This window comes from Pseudomonas sp. USTB-Z (assembly GCF_019691255.1).
Lineage (GTDB): Bacteria > Pseudomonadota > Gammaproteobacteria > Pseudomonadales > Pseudomonadaceae > Aquipseudomonas > Aquipseudomonas alloputida.
Genome location: NZ_JAECZP010000011.1, coordinates 1 through 18,074 on the forward strand (window position 1 = coordinate 1; position 18,074 = coordinate 18,074).

The 18,074-nt window shown below is 63.0% G+C and carries 18 protein-coding genes; 7 read left to right on the forward strand and 11 right to left on the reverse strand.

Annotated elements, in window-relative coordinates; all coding sequences use genetic code 11:
• Positions 1-134 precede the first annotated feature (134 nt).
• The 5 genes from I8746_RS14360 to dadA all read right to left on the reverse strand — a co-directional run bounded on the left by I8746_RS14360 (position 135) and on the right by dadA (position 5,871).
• The gene (locus I8746_RS14360; RefSeq protein WP_221100770.1) at positions 135-1,994 is read right to left on the reverse strand and encodes an acetyl-CoA hydrolase/transferase C-terminal domain-containing protein; all 1,860 of its coding nucleotides are present in this window, start codon (positions 1,992-1,994) and stop codon (positions 135-137) included.
• A 139-nt stretch (positions 1,995-2,133) separates the two neighbouring features.
• Complete coding sequence (locus I8746_RS14365; RefSeq protein WP_033723760.1) at positions 2,134-2,538, reverse strand: cytochrome c5 family protein; 405 nt, start codon at positions 2,536-2,538, stop codon at positions 2,134-2,136.
• A gap of 154 nt (positions 2,539-2,692) precedes the next feature.
• Positions 2,693-3,241: a cupin domain-containing protein gene (locus I8746_RS14370; RefSeq protein ID WP_003253526.1), complete on the reverse strand. Its 549-nt coding sequence runs from the start codon at positions 3,239-3,241 to the stop codon at positions 2,693-2,695.
• Between the two features lie 107 nt (positions 3,242-3,348).
• Complete coding sequence (alr, locus tag I8746_RS14375; RefSeq protein WP_003253524.1) at positions 3,349-4,422, reverse strand: alanine racemase; 1,074 nt, start codon at positions 4,420-4,422, stop codon at positions 3,349-3,351.
• A gap of 144 nt (positions 4,423-4,566) precedes the next feature.
• Positions 4,567-5,871, reverse strand: coding sequence for a D-amino acid dehydrogenase (dadA, locus tag I8746_RS14380; protein WP_012054090.1), 1,305 nt, complete (start codon positions 5,869-5,871; stop codon positions 4,567-4,569).
• 156 nt (positions 5,872-6,027) lie between these two features.
• Here dadA and I8746_RS14385 point away from each other — a divergent pair, with 156 nt between their 5' ends.
• A complete protein-coding gene (locus tag I8746_RS14385) occupies positions 6,028-6,516 on the forward strand; it encodes an Lrp/AsnC ligand binding domain-containing protein (RefSeq protein ID WP_003253520.1) in 489 nt (162 codons plus the stop codon).
• A 2-nt stretch (positions 6,517-6,518) separates the two neighbouring features.
• On the opposite strand, the gene I8746_RS14390 is transcribed toward I8746_RS14385, so the two are convergent.
• Positions 6,519-6,872, reverse strand: coding sequence for a YkgJ family cysteine cluster protein (locus I8746_RS14390; RefSeq protein WP_012054091.1), 354 nt, complete (start codon positions 6,870-6,872; stop codon positions 6,519-6,521).
• A 144-nt stretch (positions 6,873-7,016) separates the two neighbouring features.
• Between I8746_RS14390 and I8746_RS14395 the strand changes: the two genes are divergently transcribed.
• Positions 7,017-8,309 (forward strand): FAD-binding oxidoreductase, encoded by a 1,293-nt coding sequence (locus tag I8746_RS14395; protein WP_221100771.1) that lies wholly within the window; start codon positions 7,017-7,019, stop codon positions 8,307-8,309.
• A 200-nt stretch (positions 8,310-8,509) separates the two neighbouring features.
• On the opposite strand, the gene I8746_RS14400 is transcribed toward I8746_RS14395, so the two are convergent.
• A complete protein-coding gene (locus tag I8746_RS14400; RefSeq protein WP_088512613.1) occupies positions 8,510-8,740 on the reverse strand; it encodes a DUF1127 domain-containing protein in 231 nt (76 codons plus the stop codon).
• Positions 8,741-8,918: 178 nt separating this feature from the next.
• Here I8746_RS14400 and I8746_RS14405 point away from each other — a divergent pair, with 178 nt between their 5' ends.
• The gene (locus tag I8746_RS14405) at positions 8,919-10,349 is read left to right on the forward strand and encodes a PLP-dependent aminotransferase family protein (RefSeq protein ID WP_221100772.1); all 1,431 of its coding nucleotides are present in this window, start codon (positions 8,919-8,921) and stop codon (positions 10,347-10,349) included.
• Between the two features lie 60 nt (positions 10,350-10,409).
• The gene (locus tag I8746_RS14410; protein ID WP_017148027.1) at positions 10,410-11,963 is read left to right on the forward strand and encodes a phospholipase D family protein; all 1,554 of its coding nucleotides are present in this window, start codon (positions 10,410-10,412) and stop codon (positions 11,961-11,963) included.
• A gap of 36 nt (positions 11,964-11,999) precedes the next feature.
• On the opposite strand, the gene I8746_RS14415 is transcribed toward I8746_RS14410, so the two are convergent.
• Both I8746_RS14415 and I8746_RS14420 read right to left on the reverse strand, forming a co-directional pair.
• Positions 12,000-13,139, reverse strand: coding sequence for an MFS transporter (locus I8746_RS14415; protein ID WP_003253511.1), 1,140 nt, complete (start codon positions 13,137-13,139; stop codon positions 12,000-12,002).
• A 110-nt stretch (positions 13,140-13,249) separates the two neighbouring features.
• Positions 13,250-14,743, reverse strand: a complete 1,494-nt coding sequence (locus tag I8746_RS14420; RefSeq protein ID WP_003253510.1) for an aldehyde dehydrogenase — start codon at positions 14,741-14,743, stop codon at positions 13,250-13,252.
• 196 nt (positions 14,744-14,939) lie between these two features.
• Between I8746_RS14420 and I8746_RS14425 the strand changes: the two genes are divergently transcribed.
• On the forward strand, positions 14,940-15,299 hold the full coding sequence (locus tag I8746_RS14425) for a cupin domain-containing protein (RefSeq protein ID WP_088512615.1): 360 nt from the start codon (positions 14,940-14,942) through the stop codon (positions 15,297-15,299).
• A gap of 83 nt (positions 15,300-15,382) precedes the next feature.
• Positions 15,383-15,586 (forward strand): hypothetical protein, encoded by a 204-nt coding sequence (locus I8746_RS14430; RefSeq protein ID WP_004575219.1) that lies wholly within the window; start codon positions 15,383-15,385, stop codon positions 15,584-15,586.
• A 67-nt stretch (positions 15,587-15,653) separates the two neighbouring features.
• Here the strand turns inward: I8746_RS14430 and rpmG are convergent, their stop codons facing one another.
• Together rpmG and rpmB are read right to left on the reverse strand one after the other, a co-directional pair.
• The gene (gene rpmG, locus I8746_RS14435; protein ID WP_003253507.1) at positions 15,654-15,809 is read right to left on the reverse strand and encodes a 50S ribosomal protein L33; all 156 of its coding nucleotides are present in this window, start codon (positions 15,807-15,809) and stop codon (positions 15,654-15,656) included.
• An 11-nt stretch (positions 15,810-15,820) separates the two neighbouring features.
• Complete coding sequence (gene rpmB / locus I8746_RS14440) at positions 15,821-16,057, reverse strand: 50S ribosomal protein L28 (protein WP_003253504.1); 237 nt, start codon at positions 16,055-16,057, stop codon at positions 15,821-15,823.
• Between the two features lie 361 nt (positions 16,058-16,418).
• Here rpmB and I8746_RS14445 point away from each other — a divergent pair, with 361 nt between their 5' ends.
• Positions 16,419-18,008, forward strand: coding sequence for an ABC transporter substrate-binding protein (locus I8746_RS14445; RefSeq protein ID WP_088512616.1), 1,590 nt, complete (start codon positions 16,419-16,421; stop codon positions 18,006-18,008).
• Positions 18,009-18,074: the final 66 nt, after the last annotated feature.

Consider the following 18,074-nt stretch of genomic DNA (forward strand, 5'->3'; position numbering starts at 1 on the left):
ATCAATTTGCGATTCTGTACGGAGATCGGTTCATCAGGCCAACCTGGTGAAATCAAGGCCTGCCTGACGGCAGGCCGTTACCGGCCCGCACACAAAAAATCTGACACTTCCACGAGGCCAGTGTGCGCAAACGATTATCCTGTCGCCTGTAACCCTGCCAGCAGTAGCCGCTGATAAAGCTCCTCTTTCAACCCTTGCGGAACCTCCAGCCCCATCCGCGCCAGATGCCGCTCATACCCTTCCGGCCCCGGTGCATCCAACGCTGCCTTGCCCAGCTCCAGCACCTCGCTCAGCTTGAACTTGCTCTTCAACCAGTTCAGCGCCCGCAACAGATCCCGCTCCTCGGCCGTAAAGTCCGTGCCCATCGGATACTCCGGGAACAGCCGCGCATGCTGTGCCCTGATCGCCTCCAGGCGTTGCGGGGTATTGTCGGTAAAGCGCGCCTCCAGCTGAAAGTCGTCGGCAAGCTTGCCAGCGTCTTTGGCCTGCTTGATCAGGCCCGGCTGGAACCGCGAATCGCTCACCGCCAACAACCGCGCAATCACTTCGCTGTCAGTCTGCCCACGCAAGTCAGCAATGCCGTACTCGGTCACCACGATATCGCGCAGGTGCCGGGGAATGGTGCAGTGGCCATAGGTCCAGAACAGGTTCGAGGTCACCTCCCCGCCTGCCTCGCGCCAGCTGCGCAAGAGCAGGATCGAACGCCCGCCCTCCAGCGCATGGCCCTGGGCAACGAAGTTGTACTGCCCGCCCACGCCACTGAGCACGCGGCCGCCCTCCAGCTGGTCGGCCACCCCGGCGCCGAGCAGGGTCATGCCAAACGCGGTGTTGATGAAGCGCGCATCACGACGTTGTCGGCGCTTGAGTGCCTCCTGCCCATAGAGCTCGTTGATGAAGCTGATACGGGTCATGACAAACTGCGCGCGCTGCTCCAGCGGCATCTCGCGCAAGCGCTGGTAGAACGCTTGCGGGCCGAGGAAAAAGCCGCCATGCAGTATTGCGCCTTGCTCGTCCGCCGGGCGTCGTAGCAGCCCTGCTTCGGCCAGCACCAGCAAGCCGTTGACGAACATCTCGCTGCAGCCGTACAAGCCGTGGGTAAGGGTGTCCAGGCCCCCTTCTCGCTCGATCAACGCCTGCCACGGTCCGACATCCAGCGCCTTGAGCACCGCTCGGTAACCGGCGTTGTCGCCCTGACGTGCCAGCAATGCCGCCGCAACCGCATCGCCCATGGCACCAATGCCGATCTGCAGCGTACCGCCATCGCGTACCAGGCTGCTGGCGTGCAGGCCGATGCAGTGGTCCTGAATGCCAACCGGCATGTTTGGTGTGGAAAACAGCCGACGTTGCTCTACTTCATCGAGCAGCAGGTCGAAGGCATCGATGGGCAGCTCGGCATCGCCTGGCATGTAGGGCAGTTCGGCATGCACCTGGCCCAGCATGAGGATGGTTTCGCCTGCAGCGCGGCGCTTGGCGATCATCGGCAGCAGGTCGAGGGTGATGTCTGGGTTGCAGGCCAGGCTCAGGTGCACGGGCTTTTCGGGGGTGGCGGCCACCAACTGGGCGACCAGGTTCAGGCCCTTGGCGTTGATATCACGTGCGGCGTGGCTGTAGTTGCTGCTGACGTAGTCCTGCTGGGCCGATTCGCTGTGCAGCAGGCTGCCGGGCTGCATGAAGAACTGTTCGACACGGATGTTGGGCGGCAGGCTGTCGTTGCGCAGGTCTGCGAGGTAACTGAGCTCTTCGTAGTCAGCGAAGACACGCTCGACGAAGGGTTCGAGAAAGCGCCGCTGCAGGCCATCGCCCAGTGGCGGGCGGCCGAGGGAAAGTGCGGTATAGATGGTCAGGCGCCGTTCGGGCAGCTCGCGTACGCGGGCGTAAAGCGCGTTGACGAAGGCATTGGGTTTGCCCAGGCCCAAAGGCAGGCCCATGTGGATATGGGCTGGCAGCCGGGACAAGACCTGCTCGACAGCCTGGTCGATGGAGCAGAGGTGCATCTGGGCCTCCTGAAACATCCATGGGTTCAGGAGTTGGACATAGGGCTGAAGTAATTGGTTGCCCGCGAAGAGGCCGGCCCAGGCAACAAAAAAACAAAGCCCGCCATCAACGGCGGGCCTCATGCAATTCAGCTGTAAATCACAGCCCGGACATTTTCTTGATCGCCCCTTTCAGGTCTTCATCCGAGCAGTCTGCACAGGTGCCCTTTGGCGGCATGGCGTTGATGCCAGTAATGGCCTTGGCCAGGATGCCATCCAGGCCGCCCTGGTGGTCGGCGCGTTCTTTCCACGCCGCGGTGTCACCAATTTTAGGCGCGCCGAGCAAGCCGCTGCCATGGCAGGCATTGCAGTGCTTGGCGATGATTTCATCCGGCGTTTTGGCTCCCCCGCCACCCGCTGCAGCGGCCACTTCCATGCCTTTGCACTCCTGGCCCTGGACGCACACCTGGCCAACCGGCTCCAGGCGCTTGGCGATGTCGTCATTGGTCGCAGCGGTTGCGCTCATTGCCCAGAGGGCGAATACGGCTGCTGGTACGGCCAGCATCTTCTTGATTTGATTCACGCGAACACCCTCATGGTGGCTAATCACGCTCGCGGCCACGGATCGGCGAGCGTTGAAAAGTATAGCGGGAACCCAGAGGCCGTGAAACGACCCCACACAGGAAAGGGGTATTGCCGAATCAATGCACTGCGCTGGATCAAAAGTTTGAAGGCGTCGCCGCACTGATCAGCCGCGCCGGCTGGTCGAATGGGTTGCGGAAGCGGTGCGGGCGGGTGCTTTCGAAGTAGTAGCTGTCGCCTTCTTCGAGAACGAAAATCTCGTTGCCGACCACCAGTTCCAGGCGGCCTTCAAGCAGGATACCGGTCTCCTCGCCGTCGTGGGTCAGCATCTCGGCACCGGTGTCCGCACCTGGCGGGTACACCTCGGTCAGAAAAGCGATGGCACGGTTGGGGTGCGACTTGCCCACCAGCTTCATGGTCACCGCACCGTCCGAGATATCGATCAGCTCGTGGGCCTTGTAGACGATCTGAGTCGGGCTTTGCGGCTCCAGCTCGACCGAAAAGAATTCGACCATGGACATGGGAATGCCGCTCAGCACCTTGCGCAGCGAGCTGATAGAGGGGCTTACGCTGTTCTTCTCGATCATCGAGATGGTGCTGTTGGTCACGCCAGCACGCTTGGCGAGTTCGCGCTGCGACAGGCCCTTGAGCTTGCGGATGGCTTGCAGTCGTTCGCCGACGTCCAAAGCTGGAGCCTCCTGAAACGGTGAAAGGGGAGTGGATGTGAACGATATCATGGCAATGCCGTTCAGTATTTACAACACACCGCCCCCAACCTGTCCGCTTCAGCGTCTCATTCGCCGACGTAGTCCCGTGGTACTCGCTTCAGGTTGCAGAAGATCTGGTACGGAATGGTGCCCGCCTGCGCGGCCACTTCACTGGCCAGCACCTGCTTGCCCCAGAGTTCGACCGGGCTGCCGACAGTGGCTTGCGGTACGTCGGTGAGGTCGATGCTGAGCATGTCCATCGACACCCGGCCGATCAGGTGGGTACGCTTGCCGGCGACCAGCACTGGGGTGCCGTTGGGCGCCTGGCGCGGGTAGCCATCGGCATAGCCCATGGCGACCACACCCACGCGGGTCGGCCGAGGGCTGACGAACTTGGCACCATAGCCCACCGGCTCGCCGGCAGGCAGCTCGCGCACGCTGATCACCCGCGATTGCAGGGTCATCACCGGTTGCAGGCGTGCGGCCTCGGCCTGCGCCACTTCGAACGGCGTGGCGCCGTACAGCATCAGGCCTGGGCGTACCCAGTCGCTGGGCGCTTGCGGCCAGCCCAGCACACCGGGTGAGTTACGCAGGCTGCATTCGGCGGCCAGGCCCTGTCGGGCAGCTTCGAACACGGCAATTTGCTGGGCGGTAGCGTCAGCGTCCAGTTCGTCGGCGCGAGCGAAGTGGCTCATCAACACGATGCGCGAAACCTTGCCACTGGCCAGCAGTCGCTGGTAGGCATCGTGGTAGTCCTTGGGGTGCAGGCCAACGCGGTGCATGCCACTGTCCAGCTTCAGCCAGACGGTGAGCGGCTTGTGCAGCGGGGTTTTCTCGATGGCTTCCAGCTGCCACAGCGAGTGCACCACGCACCACAGGTCGTGCTCGGCGATCAGTGCCAGTTCGCTGGCTTCGAAAAAACCTTCCAGCAGCAACACCGGGGCATTGATACCCGCGGCGCGCAGTTCCAGTGCCTCCTCGATGCAGGCCACCGCAAAGCCATCGGCCTCGGCCTCCAAGGCCAGGGCACAGCGCACGGCGCCGTGGCCATAGGCGTCGGCCTTGATCACGGCGAGGGCTTTGGCACCGGTCAGTTCACGGGCCAGACGGTAGTTGTGGCGCAGGGCCTGGAGGTCGATCAGGGCGCGGGCGGGACGCATGGCGGCTGCCTTATGGTGGTTCGGGTTGAAATCGGTGGTGGATTCTTCGCGGGCTTGCCCGCTCCCACAGGTCGTGCACAGCTTTCAAAAGCGGTGGTGTTCCTGCGGGAGCGGGCAAGCCCGCGAATGGGCCGGCACAGGCTATTACTGCTGGTGAGCCGGCGCGCTTTGCCCGTGCTTGGCCACTTCCCGGCTGTTGCCATACCGGGAGATATCCAGGCCTTCGGCACTGATCTGCGGCTTCTTGCGCGCAATCAGGTCGGCCAGCAAGCGACCGGAACCGCACGCCATGGTCCAGCCCAAGGTACCGTGACCGGTGTTCAGGAACAGGTTGCGGAACCCCGTGGCACCCACGATCGGCGTGCCGTCCGGGGTCGCCGGGCGCAGGCCGGTCCAGAAGCTGGCCTGGCTCAAGTCACCGCCGCGAGGATAAAGGTCGTTGACGATCATCTCCAGTGTTTCGCGCCGGCGCGGGTTCAGCGACAGGTCAAAGCCGGCGATTTCAGCCATCCCGCCAACGCGGATGCGGTTATCGAAACGGGTGATCGCAACCTTATAGGTCTCGTCGAGAATGGTCGAGGTCGGAGCCATGTCGGCGTTGGTGATCGGCACGGTCAGCGAATAACCTTTCAGCGGGTACACCGGAGCCTTGATGCCCAGCGGCTTGAGCATCTGTGGCGAGTAGCTGCCCAGCGCCAGCACGTAGCGGTCTGCCGTCTCCAGCTTGCCGTCGATCCACACGCCATTGATGCGGTCACCGGCGAAGTCCAGGCGCTGGATGTCCTGGCCGAAGCGGAACTCCACGCCCAGCTTCAACGCCATGTCGGCGAGCTTGGTGGTGAACAGCTGGCAGTCGCCAGTCTGGTCGTTCGGCAAACGCAGGGCGCCGGCCAGGATATCTTTCACGCCGGCCAGGGCGGGTTCGACGCGGGCAATGCCGTCGCGGTCGAGCAGCTCGTAAGGCACACCGGACTGTTCAAGTACGGCAATGTCCTTGGCCGCAGCATCGACCTGGGCCTGGGTGCGGAACAGCTGGGTGGTGCCCAGGCTGCGGTTTTCGTAGTTGATGCCGGTTTCGGCGCGCAGCTCGTCGAGGCAGTCACGGCTGTACTCGGACAGACGCACCATACGCTCCTTGTTCACCGCGTAGCGGCTGGCGGTGCAGTTGCGCAGCATCTGTGCCATCCACAGGTACTGGTCGACGTCGCCCGTGAGCTTGATGGCCAAGGGGGCGTGACGCTCCAGTAGCCATTTGATGGCTTTGAGCGGTACACCAGGGGCAGCCCAGGGCGAGGCATAGCCGGGCGAGATCTGGCCGGCGTTGGCAAAGCTGGTTTCCATGGCCACCGCCGGCTGGCGGTCGACCACCGTGACTTCGAAACCTTGCCGGGCCAGGTAGTAGGCACTGGCGGTTCCGATTACACCGCTACCAAGTACCAGAACTCGCATCGTTTTATCCCTCACACGCGGCGCGCCGCACACTTTTATTGAAATGGCATGAATGGGCGCAGTATAGGAATTTGAGACCAGTGCAATTCACTATATAAAAGCCTATTATTGGCGAGAATTCTCGGCAAAATCGCCTTTCACGGAGGGGCATCCCCTATGAGAACCCAGCACCAGACCAAGCGTGAACTGGACAAGATCGACCGCAACATCCTGCGTATCCTGCAGAATGACGGGCGTATTTCCTTCACCGAACTGGGCGAGAAAGTTGGGCTGTCCACCACCCCTTGTACCGAGCGGGTTCGCCGCCTGGAGCGCGAGGGCATCATCATGGGCTACAACGCCCGCCTGAACCCGCAGCACCTCAAGGGCAGCTTGCTGGTGTTCGTGGAAATCAGCCTGGACTACAAGTCGGGCGATACCTTCGAGGAGTTCCGCCGCGCGGTTTTGAAGCTGCCCCACGTGCTGGAATGCCACCTGGTATCGGGCGACTTCGACTACCTGGTGAAAGCGCGTATTTCGGAAATGGCCTCGTACCGCAAGCTGCTCGGCGACATCCTGCTGAAACTGCCGCACGTGCGCGAGTCGAAGAGCTACATCGTGATGGAAGAGGTGAAGGAGAGCCTCTGCCTGCCGATCCCGGACTGAGGCTAGACCAGCACCTGGCGGGTGGTGGCAATGAACTGGTGGACCAACTGTTCAGCGGCGGGGTCGATCATCGGTTCAGGGCCACGACCACGCGGGCAGGCCATGCGCGGGGTGGTACCGAACAGCCGACAGATCATCGGCCGCTCTTCATACACCGTGCAGCCGTGGGGGCCCAGGTGCACGCAGTCCAGACGCTCCAGAGCAGCGTCCTGCTCGGCCTGGGACTTGCGCGGCAGCCGGGCCATTTCTTCCGCCGAGGTGGTGACCGGGCCGCAGCAGTCGTGGCAGCCGGGCTCGCACTCGAAAGAGGGGATGAGTTCGCGCAGGAAGTGGATCTTGTGGCGGTTACAGGACATGACGGGATACAAGCTGACAAAAGTGATTGGATTATAGGCTTATTCGCGGGTTCACCCGCGAACGAGCATGAAGCCCTCGCTGGTTGCCCGGCCGCGATGGCACAGCTTATCCTCGTCCCCCCTCCATTTTTCAGGGCCGCCCCAATGATCCACAGCGCGCAGCACGCCGCCTCCTATTACGCCGCCAGCAGCGCGCCACACCCCGACCACGCCTACCTGCAAGGCGAACACAACGCCGACGTGTGCATCATCGGCGGCGGCTACTCCGGCCTGAACACCGCCATCGAGCTGGCCGAGCGTGGTTTCTCGGTCATCCTGCTGGAAGCGCGCAAACTTGGCTGGGGCGCCAGTGGGCGCAATGGCGGGCAACTGATCCGAGGGGTCGGTCATGGTCTGGAGCAGTTCCTCCCGGTCATCGGAGAAGAAGGCGTGCGCACCATGAAACTGATGGGCCTGGAGGCCGTACAGATCGTGCGCGAGCGGGTAGAAAAGCATGCCATCGCCTGCGACCTGGCCTGGGGCTACTGCGACCTGGCCAACAAACCCGCCGAGCTGCTGGGCTTTGCCCAAGACGCCGAGGAACTGCGCAGCCTGGGCTATGCACATGAGCTGCGGCTGGTCGGCAAGGACGATATCCACAGCGTGGTCGGTGCCGATTGCTACGTGGGCGGGTTGGTCGACATGGGCTCCGGGCATCTGCATCCGCTCAATCTGGCACTGGGTGAAGCCGCCGCAGCCGCCCGCCTGGGCGTGAAGTTGTTCGAGCAATCCGAAGTCACCCGCATCGACTACGGCACTGAAGTGCAGGTGCATACTGCCCAAGGCCGGGTACGCGCCAAGACCCTGGTACTGTGCTGCAACGCCTACCACAACGACCTCAATCGCGAGCTGGGCGGCAAGGTGCTGCCGGCCGGCAGCTACATCATCGCCACCGAGCCGCTGGGCGAAGAACGCGCACACGCCTTGCTGCCGCAGAATATGGCGGTGTGTGACCAGCGCGTGGCGCTGGACTACTACCGCCTGTCCGCCGACCACCGCCTGCTGTTTGGCGGTGCCTGCCACTATTCAGGCCGCGACCCGAAGGACATCGCCGCCTATATGCGGCCGAAGATGCTCAAGGTGTTCCCGCAGCTTGCCGACGTGCGCATCGACTACCAGTGGGGTGGCATGATCGGCATTGGTGCCAATCGCCTGCCGCAGGTTGGCCGACTGGCCAGCCAGCCGAACGTGTATTACGCCCAGGCCTACTCGGGCCATGGGCTCAACGCCACCCACCTGGCCGCACGCCTGCTGGGTGAAGCCATCAGTGGCCAGGAAAGCGGGCGCTTCGACCTTTTCAACAAGGTGCCGCACATCACCTTCCCTGGCGGCAAGCACCTGCGCTCGCCACTGCTGGCGCTGGGGATGATGTGGCATCGCCTGAAAGAGCTGGCCTGAAAGTCCCCATCCTTGTGGCAGCAACTGTCTTGCTTAAAATCTAAAAGCTGACTAGCCCCCTGTGGGAGCGGGCGTGCCCGCGAACACGGGCGAAGCCCGTGCCATCCTCCGCGACGCCTGCTTCGCGGGCATGCCCGCTCCCACAGGGTCGGTGCAAGTTTCAAGTCTGGGGCACAACAGGCCCTCCAGCGACCACCGTGTCAGTCCTTCCAAAAGGGTTTCCGCCCTTCGATCCGGGCCTGCTCCCAGCTCAGCCCGACATCGCGCAACTCGTCATCGGTCAGCAGCAGCAACGCCCTGCGGGTATGCCAGCGATGCAGCATCAGCCCCCAACGCCCCAAACCCTCTGGCGCGTTGAACACCTTGGCCTGCTGCCCGGCTTCCAGTTCCTTGGCCAACAGTTGCAAGCGCACATCGCTCATGCCACCCATCACCGCATCCTCCCGTTCAGTTGTTACCGTGGAGAAAGCATGCGCGTCGGCACCCTCGACAATACAGATCCAATACAGCCTTATTATTCCCATACAGAATTGGCCGCTGGCCGACTGAATGCTGTATTTTCAGCCCAACTGTACCGGTCGCTATGCCAATGCAGCGCAGGAGTATGCCGTGAGCCTCTACCTGAATCTCGCCGAAATACTCGGCGCCCGCATCGAGCAGGGGCTCTATCGCCCCGGCCAGCGCCTGCCGTCCGTGCGCGCACTGAGTGAGGAGCACGGGGTCAGCCTGAGCACCGTGCAGCAGGCCTATCGCATGCTCGAAGACAGCGGCATGGTCTCGCCGCGGCCCAAGTCCGGCTACTTCGTCAGCGACCAACGCCAGTTGCCGGCACTGCCCGCAGTCAGCCGCCCGGCCCAGCGCCCGGTGGACATCTCGCAGTGGGAACAGGTGCTGGAGCTGGTGCGCAGTACGCCGCGCCAGGATGTGGTGCAACTCGGCCGCGGCATGCCCGACATCGACAGCCCCACCCTGAAGCCGCTGCTGCGCAGCCTTGCCCAGTTGAGCCGGCGCCAGGACATGCCTGGCCTGTACTACGACAACATCCACGGTAACCTGGCCCTGCGCGAACAGGTGGCCCGGCTGATGCTCGACTCCGGCTGCCGCCTGGGGCCGGCCGACCTGGTGATCACCACCGGCTGCCATGAGGCGCTGTCATGCAGCATCCGCGCGGTCTGCGAGCCAGGCGACATCGTCGCGGTCGACTCGCCCAGCTTCCACGGCGCCATGCAAACCCTCAAAGGCTTGGGCATGAAAGCGCTGGAAATCCCCACCGACCCGGTCACCGGCATCAGCCTGGAGGCGCTGGAACTGGCCCTGGAGCAGTGGCCGATCAAGCTCATCCAGATCACACCCAGCTGCAACAACCCGCTGGGTTACATCATGCCCGAGGCACGCAAGAAGGCCCTGCTGAGCCTCGCCCAACGCTATGACGTGGCAATTCTGGAAGACGATGTGTACGGCGACCTGGCCTATACCTACCCACGCCCACGCACCCTGAAGTCGTTCGACGACGATGGCCGCGTGCTGCTCTGCAGTTCGTTCTCCAAAACCCTGGCGCCCGGCCTGCGGATCGGCTGGGTGGCGCCCGGGCGCTACCTGGAGCGCGTGCTGCACATGAAATACATCAGCACCGGCAGCACCGCCAGCCAGCCTCAGCTGGCCATCGCTGATTTCATCGCCGCCGGGCACTACCAGCCCCATGTACGGCGCATGCGCAGCCAGTACCAGCGTGGCCGCGACCTGATGAGCGACTGGGTGACCCGCTACTTCCCGGCGGGCACCCGGGTCAGCCGGCCCCAGGGCGGCTTCATGCTGTGGGTGGAATTACCCGAACATCTCGATACGCTTCGGCTGAACCGCGCTTTACTGGAGCAGGGCGTGCAGGTTGCCGTGGGCAGCATCTTTTCGGCCTCGGGCAAGTTCCGCCACTGCCTGCGCATGAACTTCGCCGCCAGGCCAACGCCGCAAATCGAAGCCTCCGTGCGTAAGGTAGGTGAAACCGCCCTTCGTCTACTGGATGACGAAAGCGCCGACGCGTAACTTTGCGCCGCCCGTCACGGTCAAACCCCTAAAGCCCTTGCTGCACAGGACGGTCCACCCTTGAGACTCCAGCGAGCCTTGCCTCTGCTGCTGGTGTTGTTGCTCGGCCTTGCCGGTTGCACAAGCATCAGCGCGCCCCGCGAAACCAGTCAGGCGTTGCCTGCCCACGACTCGGCCTTTGGCCGCTCGGTGCTGCGCCAAGCCGCGCCCTATGGCGGCCGCTCGGGCTTTCGCCTGCTGCCCAACAGCAACGAGGCATTTCGCGCCCGCGCCGAACTGATACGCAACGCCCAGGCGAGCATCGACCTGCAGTACTACATCGTCCACGACGGCCTCAGTACCCGCGCCCTTGTGCATGAACTGCTGCGCGCTGCCGACCGTGGCGTGCGCGTGCGCATCCTGCTCGACGACACCACCAGCGACGGCCTGGACACCGTCATGGGCACCCTTAATGCCCACCCGAACATCCAGATTCGAGTGTTCAACCCACTGCATCTGGGGCGCAGTACCGGCGTTACGCGCGCCGTGGGCCGGCTGTTCAACTTGTCGCGCCAGCACCGGCGCATGCACAACAAGCTGTTCCTGGTGGACAACAGCATGGCCATCGTCGGCGGGCGCAACCTGGGCGACGAGTATTTCGATGCCGAGCCCAACCTCAACTTCACCGACATCGACCTGCTGGGCGTGGGCCCAGTAGCCGAGCAGTTGGGGCACAGCTTCGACCAGTACTGGAACAGCGCCCTCAGCCGGCCGATCACCGACTTCCTCTGGCATGACCCGGATGCCAACGACCTGCGGGCCAGCCGCCAGCGCCTAGAAGTGTCGCTGGCCAAAGCCAGGACCCAGCGCAAGGCCCTGTACGACCGCTTGATGGCCTACCAGTCGCAGCCGCGCCTGGATGTGTGGCGCAACGAGCTGATCTGGGCTCACGCCCAGGCGCTATGGGATGCGCCCAGCAAGGTGTTGGCCGAAGACGAACCGGACCCGCAATTACTGCTGAGCCAGCAACTGGCACCGGACCTGGCTAACGTGCACCGCGAGTTGGTCCTGGCATCGGCCTACTTTGTACCGGGCGAACCGGGGCTGCTGTACCTGACCGGCCGCGCCGACGCTGGCGTTTCGGTGAAGCTGCTGACCAACTCGCTGGAAGCCACCGACGTGCCGGCAGTGCATGGAGGCTATGCACCCTATCGTCGTGCCTTGCTTGAGCACGGGGTGCAGCTTTACGAGCTTCGCCGCCAGCCAGGCGACCCCAGCGCGGGGCGACTGAGTTTCCGTGGCAGCTCGGATTCGAGCCTGCACACCAAGGCGATCGTGTTCGACCGGCGCAAGACCTTCATCGGCTCGTTCAACTTCGACCCGCGCTCAGTATTGTGGAACACCGAGGTCGGGGTAATGGTGGACAGCCCAGAGCTGGCCGAATACACCCGCGAGCTGGCCCAGCAGGGTATGGCGCCTGCGCTGAGCTATCAGGTGAAACTGATAGGTAACAAGCTGGTATGGGCGACCGAGGACAATGGCCAACGGCACGTGCTGACGTCTGAGCCGGGTGGGGTCTGGCGGCGGCTCAATGCCTGGATCAGCAAGGCGGTTGGCTTGGAGAAGATGCTGTAGCTGCGATTCCGGGGGCCTTGCGGCCCCCAACAATCATCAGGCAGAAACCGGCTCAAAGGCTCCGCGCCGCCGGGTCAATACCACCAACCCCGCAGCCCCGGCCGCCATCAGGAACAGCAACGCATGCCCGCTGATCCACTGGCTCCCCGCCCCCGCCAACAATGGCCCGAGCAAACAGCCAATACCCCACAGCTGAGCCACGTGGGCATTGGCCCGTACCAACTCATCATCGCGGTAGCGCTCACCGATCAGCACCAGCGACAAGGTGAACAGGCCGCCGGCACTGGCGCCGAACAACACCCACAATGGCCAGATAACCGGTGTGTGCAACAGCAGCGGGATCGCCAGGCTGGACACCAGCAGGGTCACCGCACAGCCAGTAAACAAGGTACGTCGCGACATATGGTCGGCCAGCGCGCCGATGGGCAACTGCAGCACCGCATCACCCACCACCACGGTACTCACCATGAACAAGGCGATTTCGGTGCTGAAACCCTGCTGCAGGCAATACACCGGCAGCAACGTGAGGATCATCGCCTCGAACGAGGCGAACAGGGCAATGGCCCAGGCAATTACCGGTAAGCGTCGGCAGAAGGCGAACAGGTCGCCAAAGGTGACACTGCAGGCTTCCGTGCTCGGCGCCCCACCACGCCCCAGCAGAACCAGCGGCGCGGCCAGCAGCAGACCGGTCGCCGCCCAGAAGCCGAAGTCGTCATCAGAGCCGAGGAAACCCAGCACCAACGGCCCGGCCAACTGGCTCAGGGCGTAGCTGCTGCCATACAGCGCCACCAACCGGCCACGCCACTGTTCGACCACCAGTTGGTTGATCCAGCTTTCGCCGAGGATGAACACCACGGTCAGGGACATGCCGATCATCAGCCGCAGCAGCAGCCATAACGGGTAACTAGGCAGCAACGCGAGCAGGCCAATCGACAGCGCCCCGCCCCACAGGCACAGGCGCATCGCCGACGGTACGCCAACCCACCCTGCCAGGCGGCTGGCCAGGCTGGCGCCGGCCAGTACGCCCAACGCCGGCATTGCCGCCATCACGCCGATGGCGAAGCTGCCGTAGCCCCAAGCCTCCAGGCGCAAGGACACCAGCGGCATGCTCACGCCGAGCGCCAGCCCGACACTGAGCACCGATGCCAGTACGGCGAAGTAGGTACCCCAACGCATTGCAGCCTCCCAGCCAATATTTCCAGGGGCCCATTTGCGGGCAAGCCCGCTCCTGCATCGGTCGCGAAGACCTGCAGGAGCGGGCTTGCCCGCGAAAAGGACCTACCGGGTTACAGCTTGATCCAGGTCGCCTTCAGCTCGGTGTACTTCTCCAGTGCGTGCAGCGACTTGTCACGGCCGTTGCCCGACTGTTTGAAGCCACCGAACGGCGCGGTCATGTCGCCACCATCGTACTGGTTGACCCAGACGCTGCCCGCACGCACGGCACGGGCGGTTTTGTGGGCCTTGGAAATGTCCGAGGTCCAGATACCCGCTGCCAGGCCATACGGGGTGTCGTTGGCAATGGCCACGGCTTCTTCGGCGGTGTCGAAGGCAATCACCGACAGCACCGGGCCGAAGATTTCTTCCTGGGCAATGCGCATGGCATTAGTCACGCCGTCGAAGATGGTCGGCTCGACGTAGGTGCCGCCGGTCTCTTCCAGGGTGCGCTTGCCGCCGGCCAGCAGCTTGGCGCCGTCCTTGTGGCCAGCCTCGATGTACGACAGTACGGTGTTCATCTGCTGGGTATCGACCAAGGCACCGACAGTGGTCTGCGGGTCCAGCGGGTTGCCTGGCTTCCAGCCTTTCAGGGCTTCTACCACCATCGGCAGGAACTTGTCCTTGATCGAACGCTCGACCAGCAGTCGGGAACCTGCAGTGCACACTTCGCCCTGGTTGAAGGCGATGGCGCTGGCGGCGGCTTCGGCGGCAGCTTGCAGGTCCGGGGCGTCGGCAAAGACGATGTTCGGGCTCTTGCCACCGGCTTCCAGCCAGATGCGCTTCATGTTCGACTCGCCCGCGTAAACCATCAGCTGCTTGGCGATCTTGGTCGAACCGGTGAACACCAGGGTATCGACGTCCATGTGCAGGGCCAGTGCCTTGCCCACGGTGTGGCCATAGCCTGGCAGCACGTTCAGCACGCCAGCCGGGATACCGGCTTCGATCGCCAGTTGGGCGATGCGGATGGCAGTCAGCGGCGATTTTTCGGACGGCTTGAGCACGACCGAGTTACCGGTGGCCAACGCCGGGCCGAGCTTCCAGCAGGCCATCAGCAGCGGGAAGTTCCAAGGTACGATGGCACCGACCACACCTACCGGCTCGCGGGTAACCAGGCCAAGCTGATCATGCGGGGTCGGGGCAACTTCGTCGTAGACCTTGTCGATGGCTTCGGCAGTCCAGTGGATGGCTTGGGCCGCACCTGGGATGTCGATACTGGAGGAGTCGCCAATCGGCTTGCCCATGTCCAGCGTTTCCAGCAGCGCCAGCTCTTCGACGTTCTTGCGCAGCAGGTCGGCGAAACGGATCAGCTTGGCCTTGCGCTTGGCCGGGGCCAGCTGCGACCACACGCCGGAGTTGAAGGTGGCACGGGCGTTTTCAACAGCGCGGTTGGCATCGGCCAGGTCGCAGCTGGCAACCTTGGCCAGGAAGCGTCCGTCGACCGGGCTCAGGCACTCGAAGGTTTCACCGGATGCGGCATCGGTGTATTCGCCGTTGATGAAGGCACGGCCTTCGATCTTCAGTTGCTGGGCACGTTGTTCCCAGTCCGCACGGGTCAGGGTGGTCATACGAAACTCCTCCTCTTGTTTAGGTGCAACGCCGCACTGAGGACTCACAGGCGTTGTCAGAATTCTGGCCGGGCGCCAAGCGCACACTGGCAAGCGATACCCTAAACCAGCCGGTGTAAACTATCAATATATTTGACACGAGAGGCTCAAAAGCCTACTGATGTTCATTTTATTAAACAACAACAGGAGCCGAACCATGAGTATCGATAGCATCATCGACTTCGCGCAGGTCCTCACCGAAGCCGAACGCTACCGCCCGGCTGCAGAGAAAGTTCTCAAGGGCGAACCGGACCAGGCGGTCTACAACCATTATTCCAGCCCGTGTGGGCAGTTTGCCGCTGGCGTATGGGAAGGTGAGGTGGGCCAGTGGACAGTGAACTACACGGAGCACGAATACTGCGAGATCGTCCAGGGCGTTTCGGTGCTGCGCGATCAGGACGGCGGGGCTAAAACCCTGCGTGCCGGCGATCGGTTTGTCATCCCCGCCGGCTTCAAAGGCACTTGGGAGGTGCTGGAGCCGTGCCGCAAGATCTATGTGATGTTCGAGCAGAAATAATTATGTAGCGCAGGGATTTTGCAGGCATGCGTGAGGATGACCCTGCCCGTTTCGGGCCATTCAGCCTCACAAGGAAAATCAGCATGACCAACGAAGAAGTTCTGCAAACCCTCGCTCACCTGGTCGGCACCCGCTACGTGCCGGAGCTGAAAGGCACCATTTGCGCCCTCACCGGGCGCACTCGCGTGGTTGGCCCCAACGAGATGTCCACCCGCGACTACGACGCCGCGCGCATCCAGATCAAGGCCGACGCCGACCTGATGATCCAGAGTTTCGCCTTCAACTGACCCTGCTGCAGCCCAAAAAAAACCCGCGTCCTTTCGGATGCGGGTTTTTTTTCAGGTCGCCGATCAATTACTTGATCTTGGCTTCCTTGTACACCACGTGCTTGCGAACAACCGGATCATATTTCTTGATCTCGATTTTGTCCGGGGTGGTGCGCTTGTTCTTGTCGGTGGTGTAGAAGTGGCCGGTACCGGCACTCGAAACCAGACGGATCAATTCACGCATGATGCTCTCCCTTAAACCTTGGCGCCAGCTTTACGGATGTCAACCAGAACGGCGTCGATGCCGCGCTTGTCGATGATACGCATGCCTTTGGCGGAAACGCGCAGACGCACGAAACGCTTCTCGGATTCAACCCAGAAACGGTGGTGCTGCAGGTTCGGCAGGAAACGACGACGGGTTTTGTTGTTTGCGTGGGAAATGTTGTTCCCGGTTACTGGACCCTTACCAGTAACTTGACAGACTCTCGACATGACTCAGCCCTCTAAAACCACATGCCCAACCCGGCATGGGTTGGCCGCTTAATCTCTCAGTCTTTGGCGCCTGGGCGCCGTGATTCTGGAGGCCTTATCGACCGGATCCGCTGATGCGACAGGCCGAGCCCCTAGAAAAGAGCGCTGCTTTATACCAGAAAGACTTGGCTGCAACAACAGTAGATGCACATTACCGCTAGCCAGAACGCGCCGGGCCAGCATAGCGGCAGGCCCCGCCAGTCGTCGACCGCTCGTCGCAAGATTTGCAAAAAAGGGTGTGGTCATTTGCCGGCGGGCGCACTAGGGTAGGCCTTTTACAGACTGCACTGGCAGATGGGCCACTGACAGCCAAGGAGCCACCATGCGTGCCGCCGCACTTTCCTTATTGTTCACCTCCCTGTTCGCCGCCGGCGTTGCCCAGGCCGCTCCGCTGAGCGTTTGCAGCGAGGCCAGCCCCGAAGGTTTCGACGTGGTGCAGTACAATTCGCTCACCACCACCAACGCCACCGCCGACGTGCTGATGAACCGCCTGGTGGAGTTCGATGCGGCGCAAGGCAAGGTGGTGCCGAGCCTGGCGACCAGCTGGACGGTATCGGCCGACGGCCTGGTGTATGACTTCACCCTGCGCGATGACGTCAAGTTTCACAGCACCCCCTACTTCAAGCCAAGCCGCAAGCTGAATGCCGACGACGTGCTGTTCAGCTTCCAGCGCATGCTCTACCCGGCCCATGCCTGGCACAAGACTGCGCCGGGCGGCTACCCGCATGCCCAATCGCTGCAGCTGGGCAGCCTGATCAAAGCGATCGAGGCACCGTCGCCGAACACCGTGCGCTTCACCCTCAGCCACCCGGACGCCACCTTCCTGGCCACCCTGAGCATGGGCTTCGCCTCGATCTACTCCGCCGAATACGCCGACAAGCTGCTCAAGGCAGGTACGCCGGAGAAGCTCAACAACCAACCGATCGGCACCGGGCCGTTCGTGTTCCAGCGTTTCCAGAAAGACGCCGTGGTGCGCTACCGCGCCAACCCGGACTACTTCGCCGGCAAGCCGGCGGTCGACCCGCTGATCTTCGCCATCACCACCGATGCCAACGTGCGCCTGCAGAAGCTCAAGCGTGGCGAGTGCCAGGTTGCCCTGTCGCCCAAGCCGTTGGACATTGCCGAAGCGGGCAAGGACGGTAACCTCAAGGTGGCCACCACCCCGGCATTCATGACTGCCTTCGTCGCCATCAACAGCCAGCACCCGCCGCTGGACAAGCCGGAAGTGCGCCAGGCGATCAACCTGGCCTTCGACAGGCAGGCCTACCTCAAGGCCGTGTTCGAAGACTCTGCGGTGGCTGCCAACGGCCCCTACCCCCCTAACACCTGGAGCTACGCCAAGGACCTGCCCGGCTACCCGCTGGACCTGAAGAAAGCCAAAGCCCTGCTGGCCAAGGCCGGGCTGGCCGAAGGCTTCAGTACCACCATCTGGACCCGGCCCTCGGGTAGCCTGCTCAACCCCAACCCCAGCCTTGGCGCGCAGATGCTGCAAGCCGACCTGGCGAAGATTGGCGTGAAAGCGGAGATCCGCGTGATCGAGTGGGGCGAACTGATACGCCGCGCCAAGGCCGGCGAGCATGACTTGCTGTTCATGGGCTGGGCGGGCGACAACGGCGACCCGGACAACTTCCTCAGCCCGCAGTTTTCCTGTGCGGCGGTAGAGTCAGGGACCAACTTCGCACGCTTCTGCGACAGCCGCCTCGACCAGCTGATCAGCGCCGGGCGCACCACCAATGACCAGAGCGTGCGCAGCCGGCTGTACCAACAGGCGCAGACACTGATCCAGCAGCAGGCGCTGTGGGTGCCACTGGCGCACCCGACGGCGGCGACCTTGCTGCGCCAAGGCGTCGAGGGGTACCAGGTGAGCCCGTTCGGGCGGCTGGATTTCAGCAAGGTGACGGTGACCAAGTAAGCCTGTACCGGCCTCTTCGCGGGTTTACCCGCGAAAGGGCCCGTACTGACCCTATAAGGCTCTCAG

Coding starts and splice junctions, on each gene's coding strand:
- I8746_RS14360 (WP_221100770.1), bottom strand. CDS start 1,994: ATGCACCTCTGCTCCATCGACCAGGCTGTCGAGCAGGTCTTGTCCCGG.
- I8746_RS14400 (WP_088512613.1), bottom strand. CDS start 8,740: ATGGGTGGCATGAGCGATGTGCGCTTGCAACTGTTGGCCAAGGAACTG.
- dadA (WP_012054090.1), bottom strand. CDS start 5,871: ATGCGAGTTCTGGTACTTGGTAGCGGTGTAATCGGAACCGCCAGTGCC.
- rpmG (WP_003253507.1), bottom strand. CDS start 15,809: ATGCGTGAATTGATCCGTCTGGTTTCGAGTGCCGGTACCGGCCACTTC.
- I8746_RS14420 (WP_003253510.1), bottom strand. CDS start 14,743: ATGACCACCCTGACCCGTGCGGACTGGGAACAACGTGCCCAGCAACTG.
- I8746_RS14415 (WP_003253511.1), bottom strand. CDS start 13,139: ATGCGTTGGGGTACCTACTTCGCCGTACTGGCATCGGTGCTCAGTGTC.
- I8746_RS14385 (WP_003253520.1), top strand. CDS start 6,028: ATGAGAACCCAGCACCAGACCAAGCGTGAACTGGACAAGATCGACCGC.
- I8746_RS14425 (WP_088512615.1), top strand. CDS start 14,940: ATGAGTATCGATAGCATCATCGACTTCGCGCAGGTCCTCACCGAAGCC.
- I8746_RS14395 (WP_221100771.1), top strand. CDS start 7,017: ATGATCCACAGCGCGCAGCACGCCGCCTCCTATTACGCCGCCAGCAGC.
- rpmB (WP_003253504.1), bottom strand. CDS start 16,057: ATGTCGAGAGTCTGTCAAGTTACTGGTAAGGGTCCAGTAACCGGGAAC.
- alr (WP_003253524.1), bottom strand. CDS start 4,422: ATGCGTCCCGCCCGCGCCCTGATCGACCTCCAGGCCCTGCGCCACAAC.
- I8746_RS14390 (WP_012054091.1), bottom strand. CDS start 6,872: ATGTCCTGTAACCGCCACAAGATCCACTTCCTGCGCGAACTCATCCCC.
- I8746_RS14365 (WP_033723760.1), bottom strand. CDS start 2,538: ATGCTGGCCGTACCAGCAGCCGTATTCGCCCTCTGGGCAATGAGCGCA.
- I8746_RS14445 (WP_088512616.1), top strand. CDS start 16,419: ATGCGTGCCGCCGCACTTTCCTTATTGTTCACCTCCCTGTTCGCCGCC.
- I8746_RS14430 (WP_004575219.1), top strand. CDS start 15,383: ATGACCAACGAAGAAGTTCTGCAAACCCTCGCTCACCTGGTCGGCACC.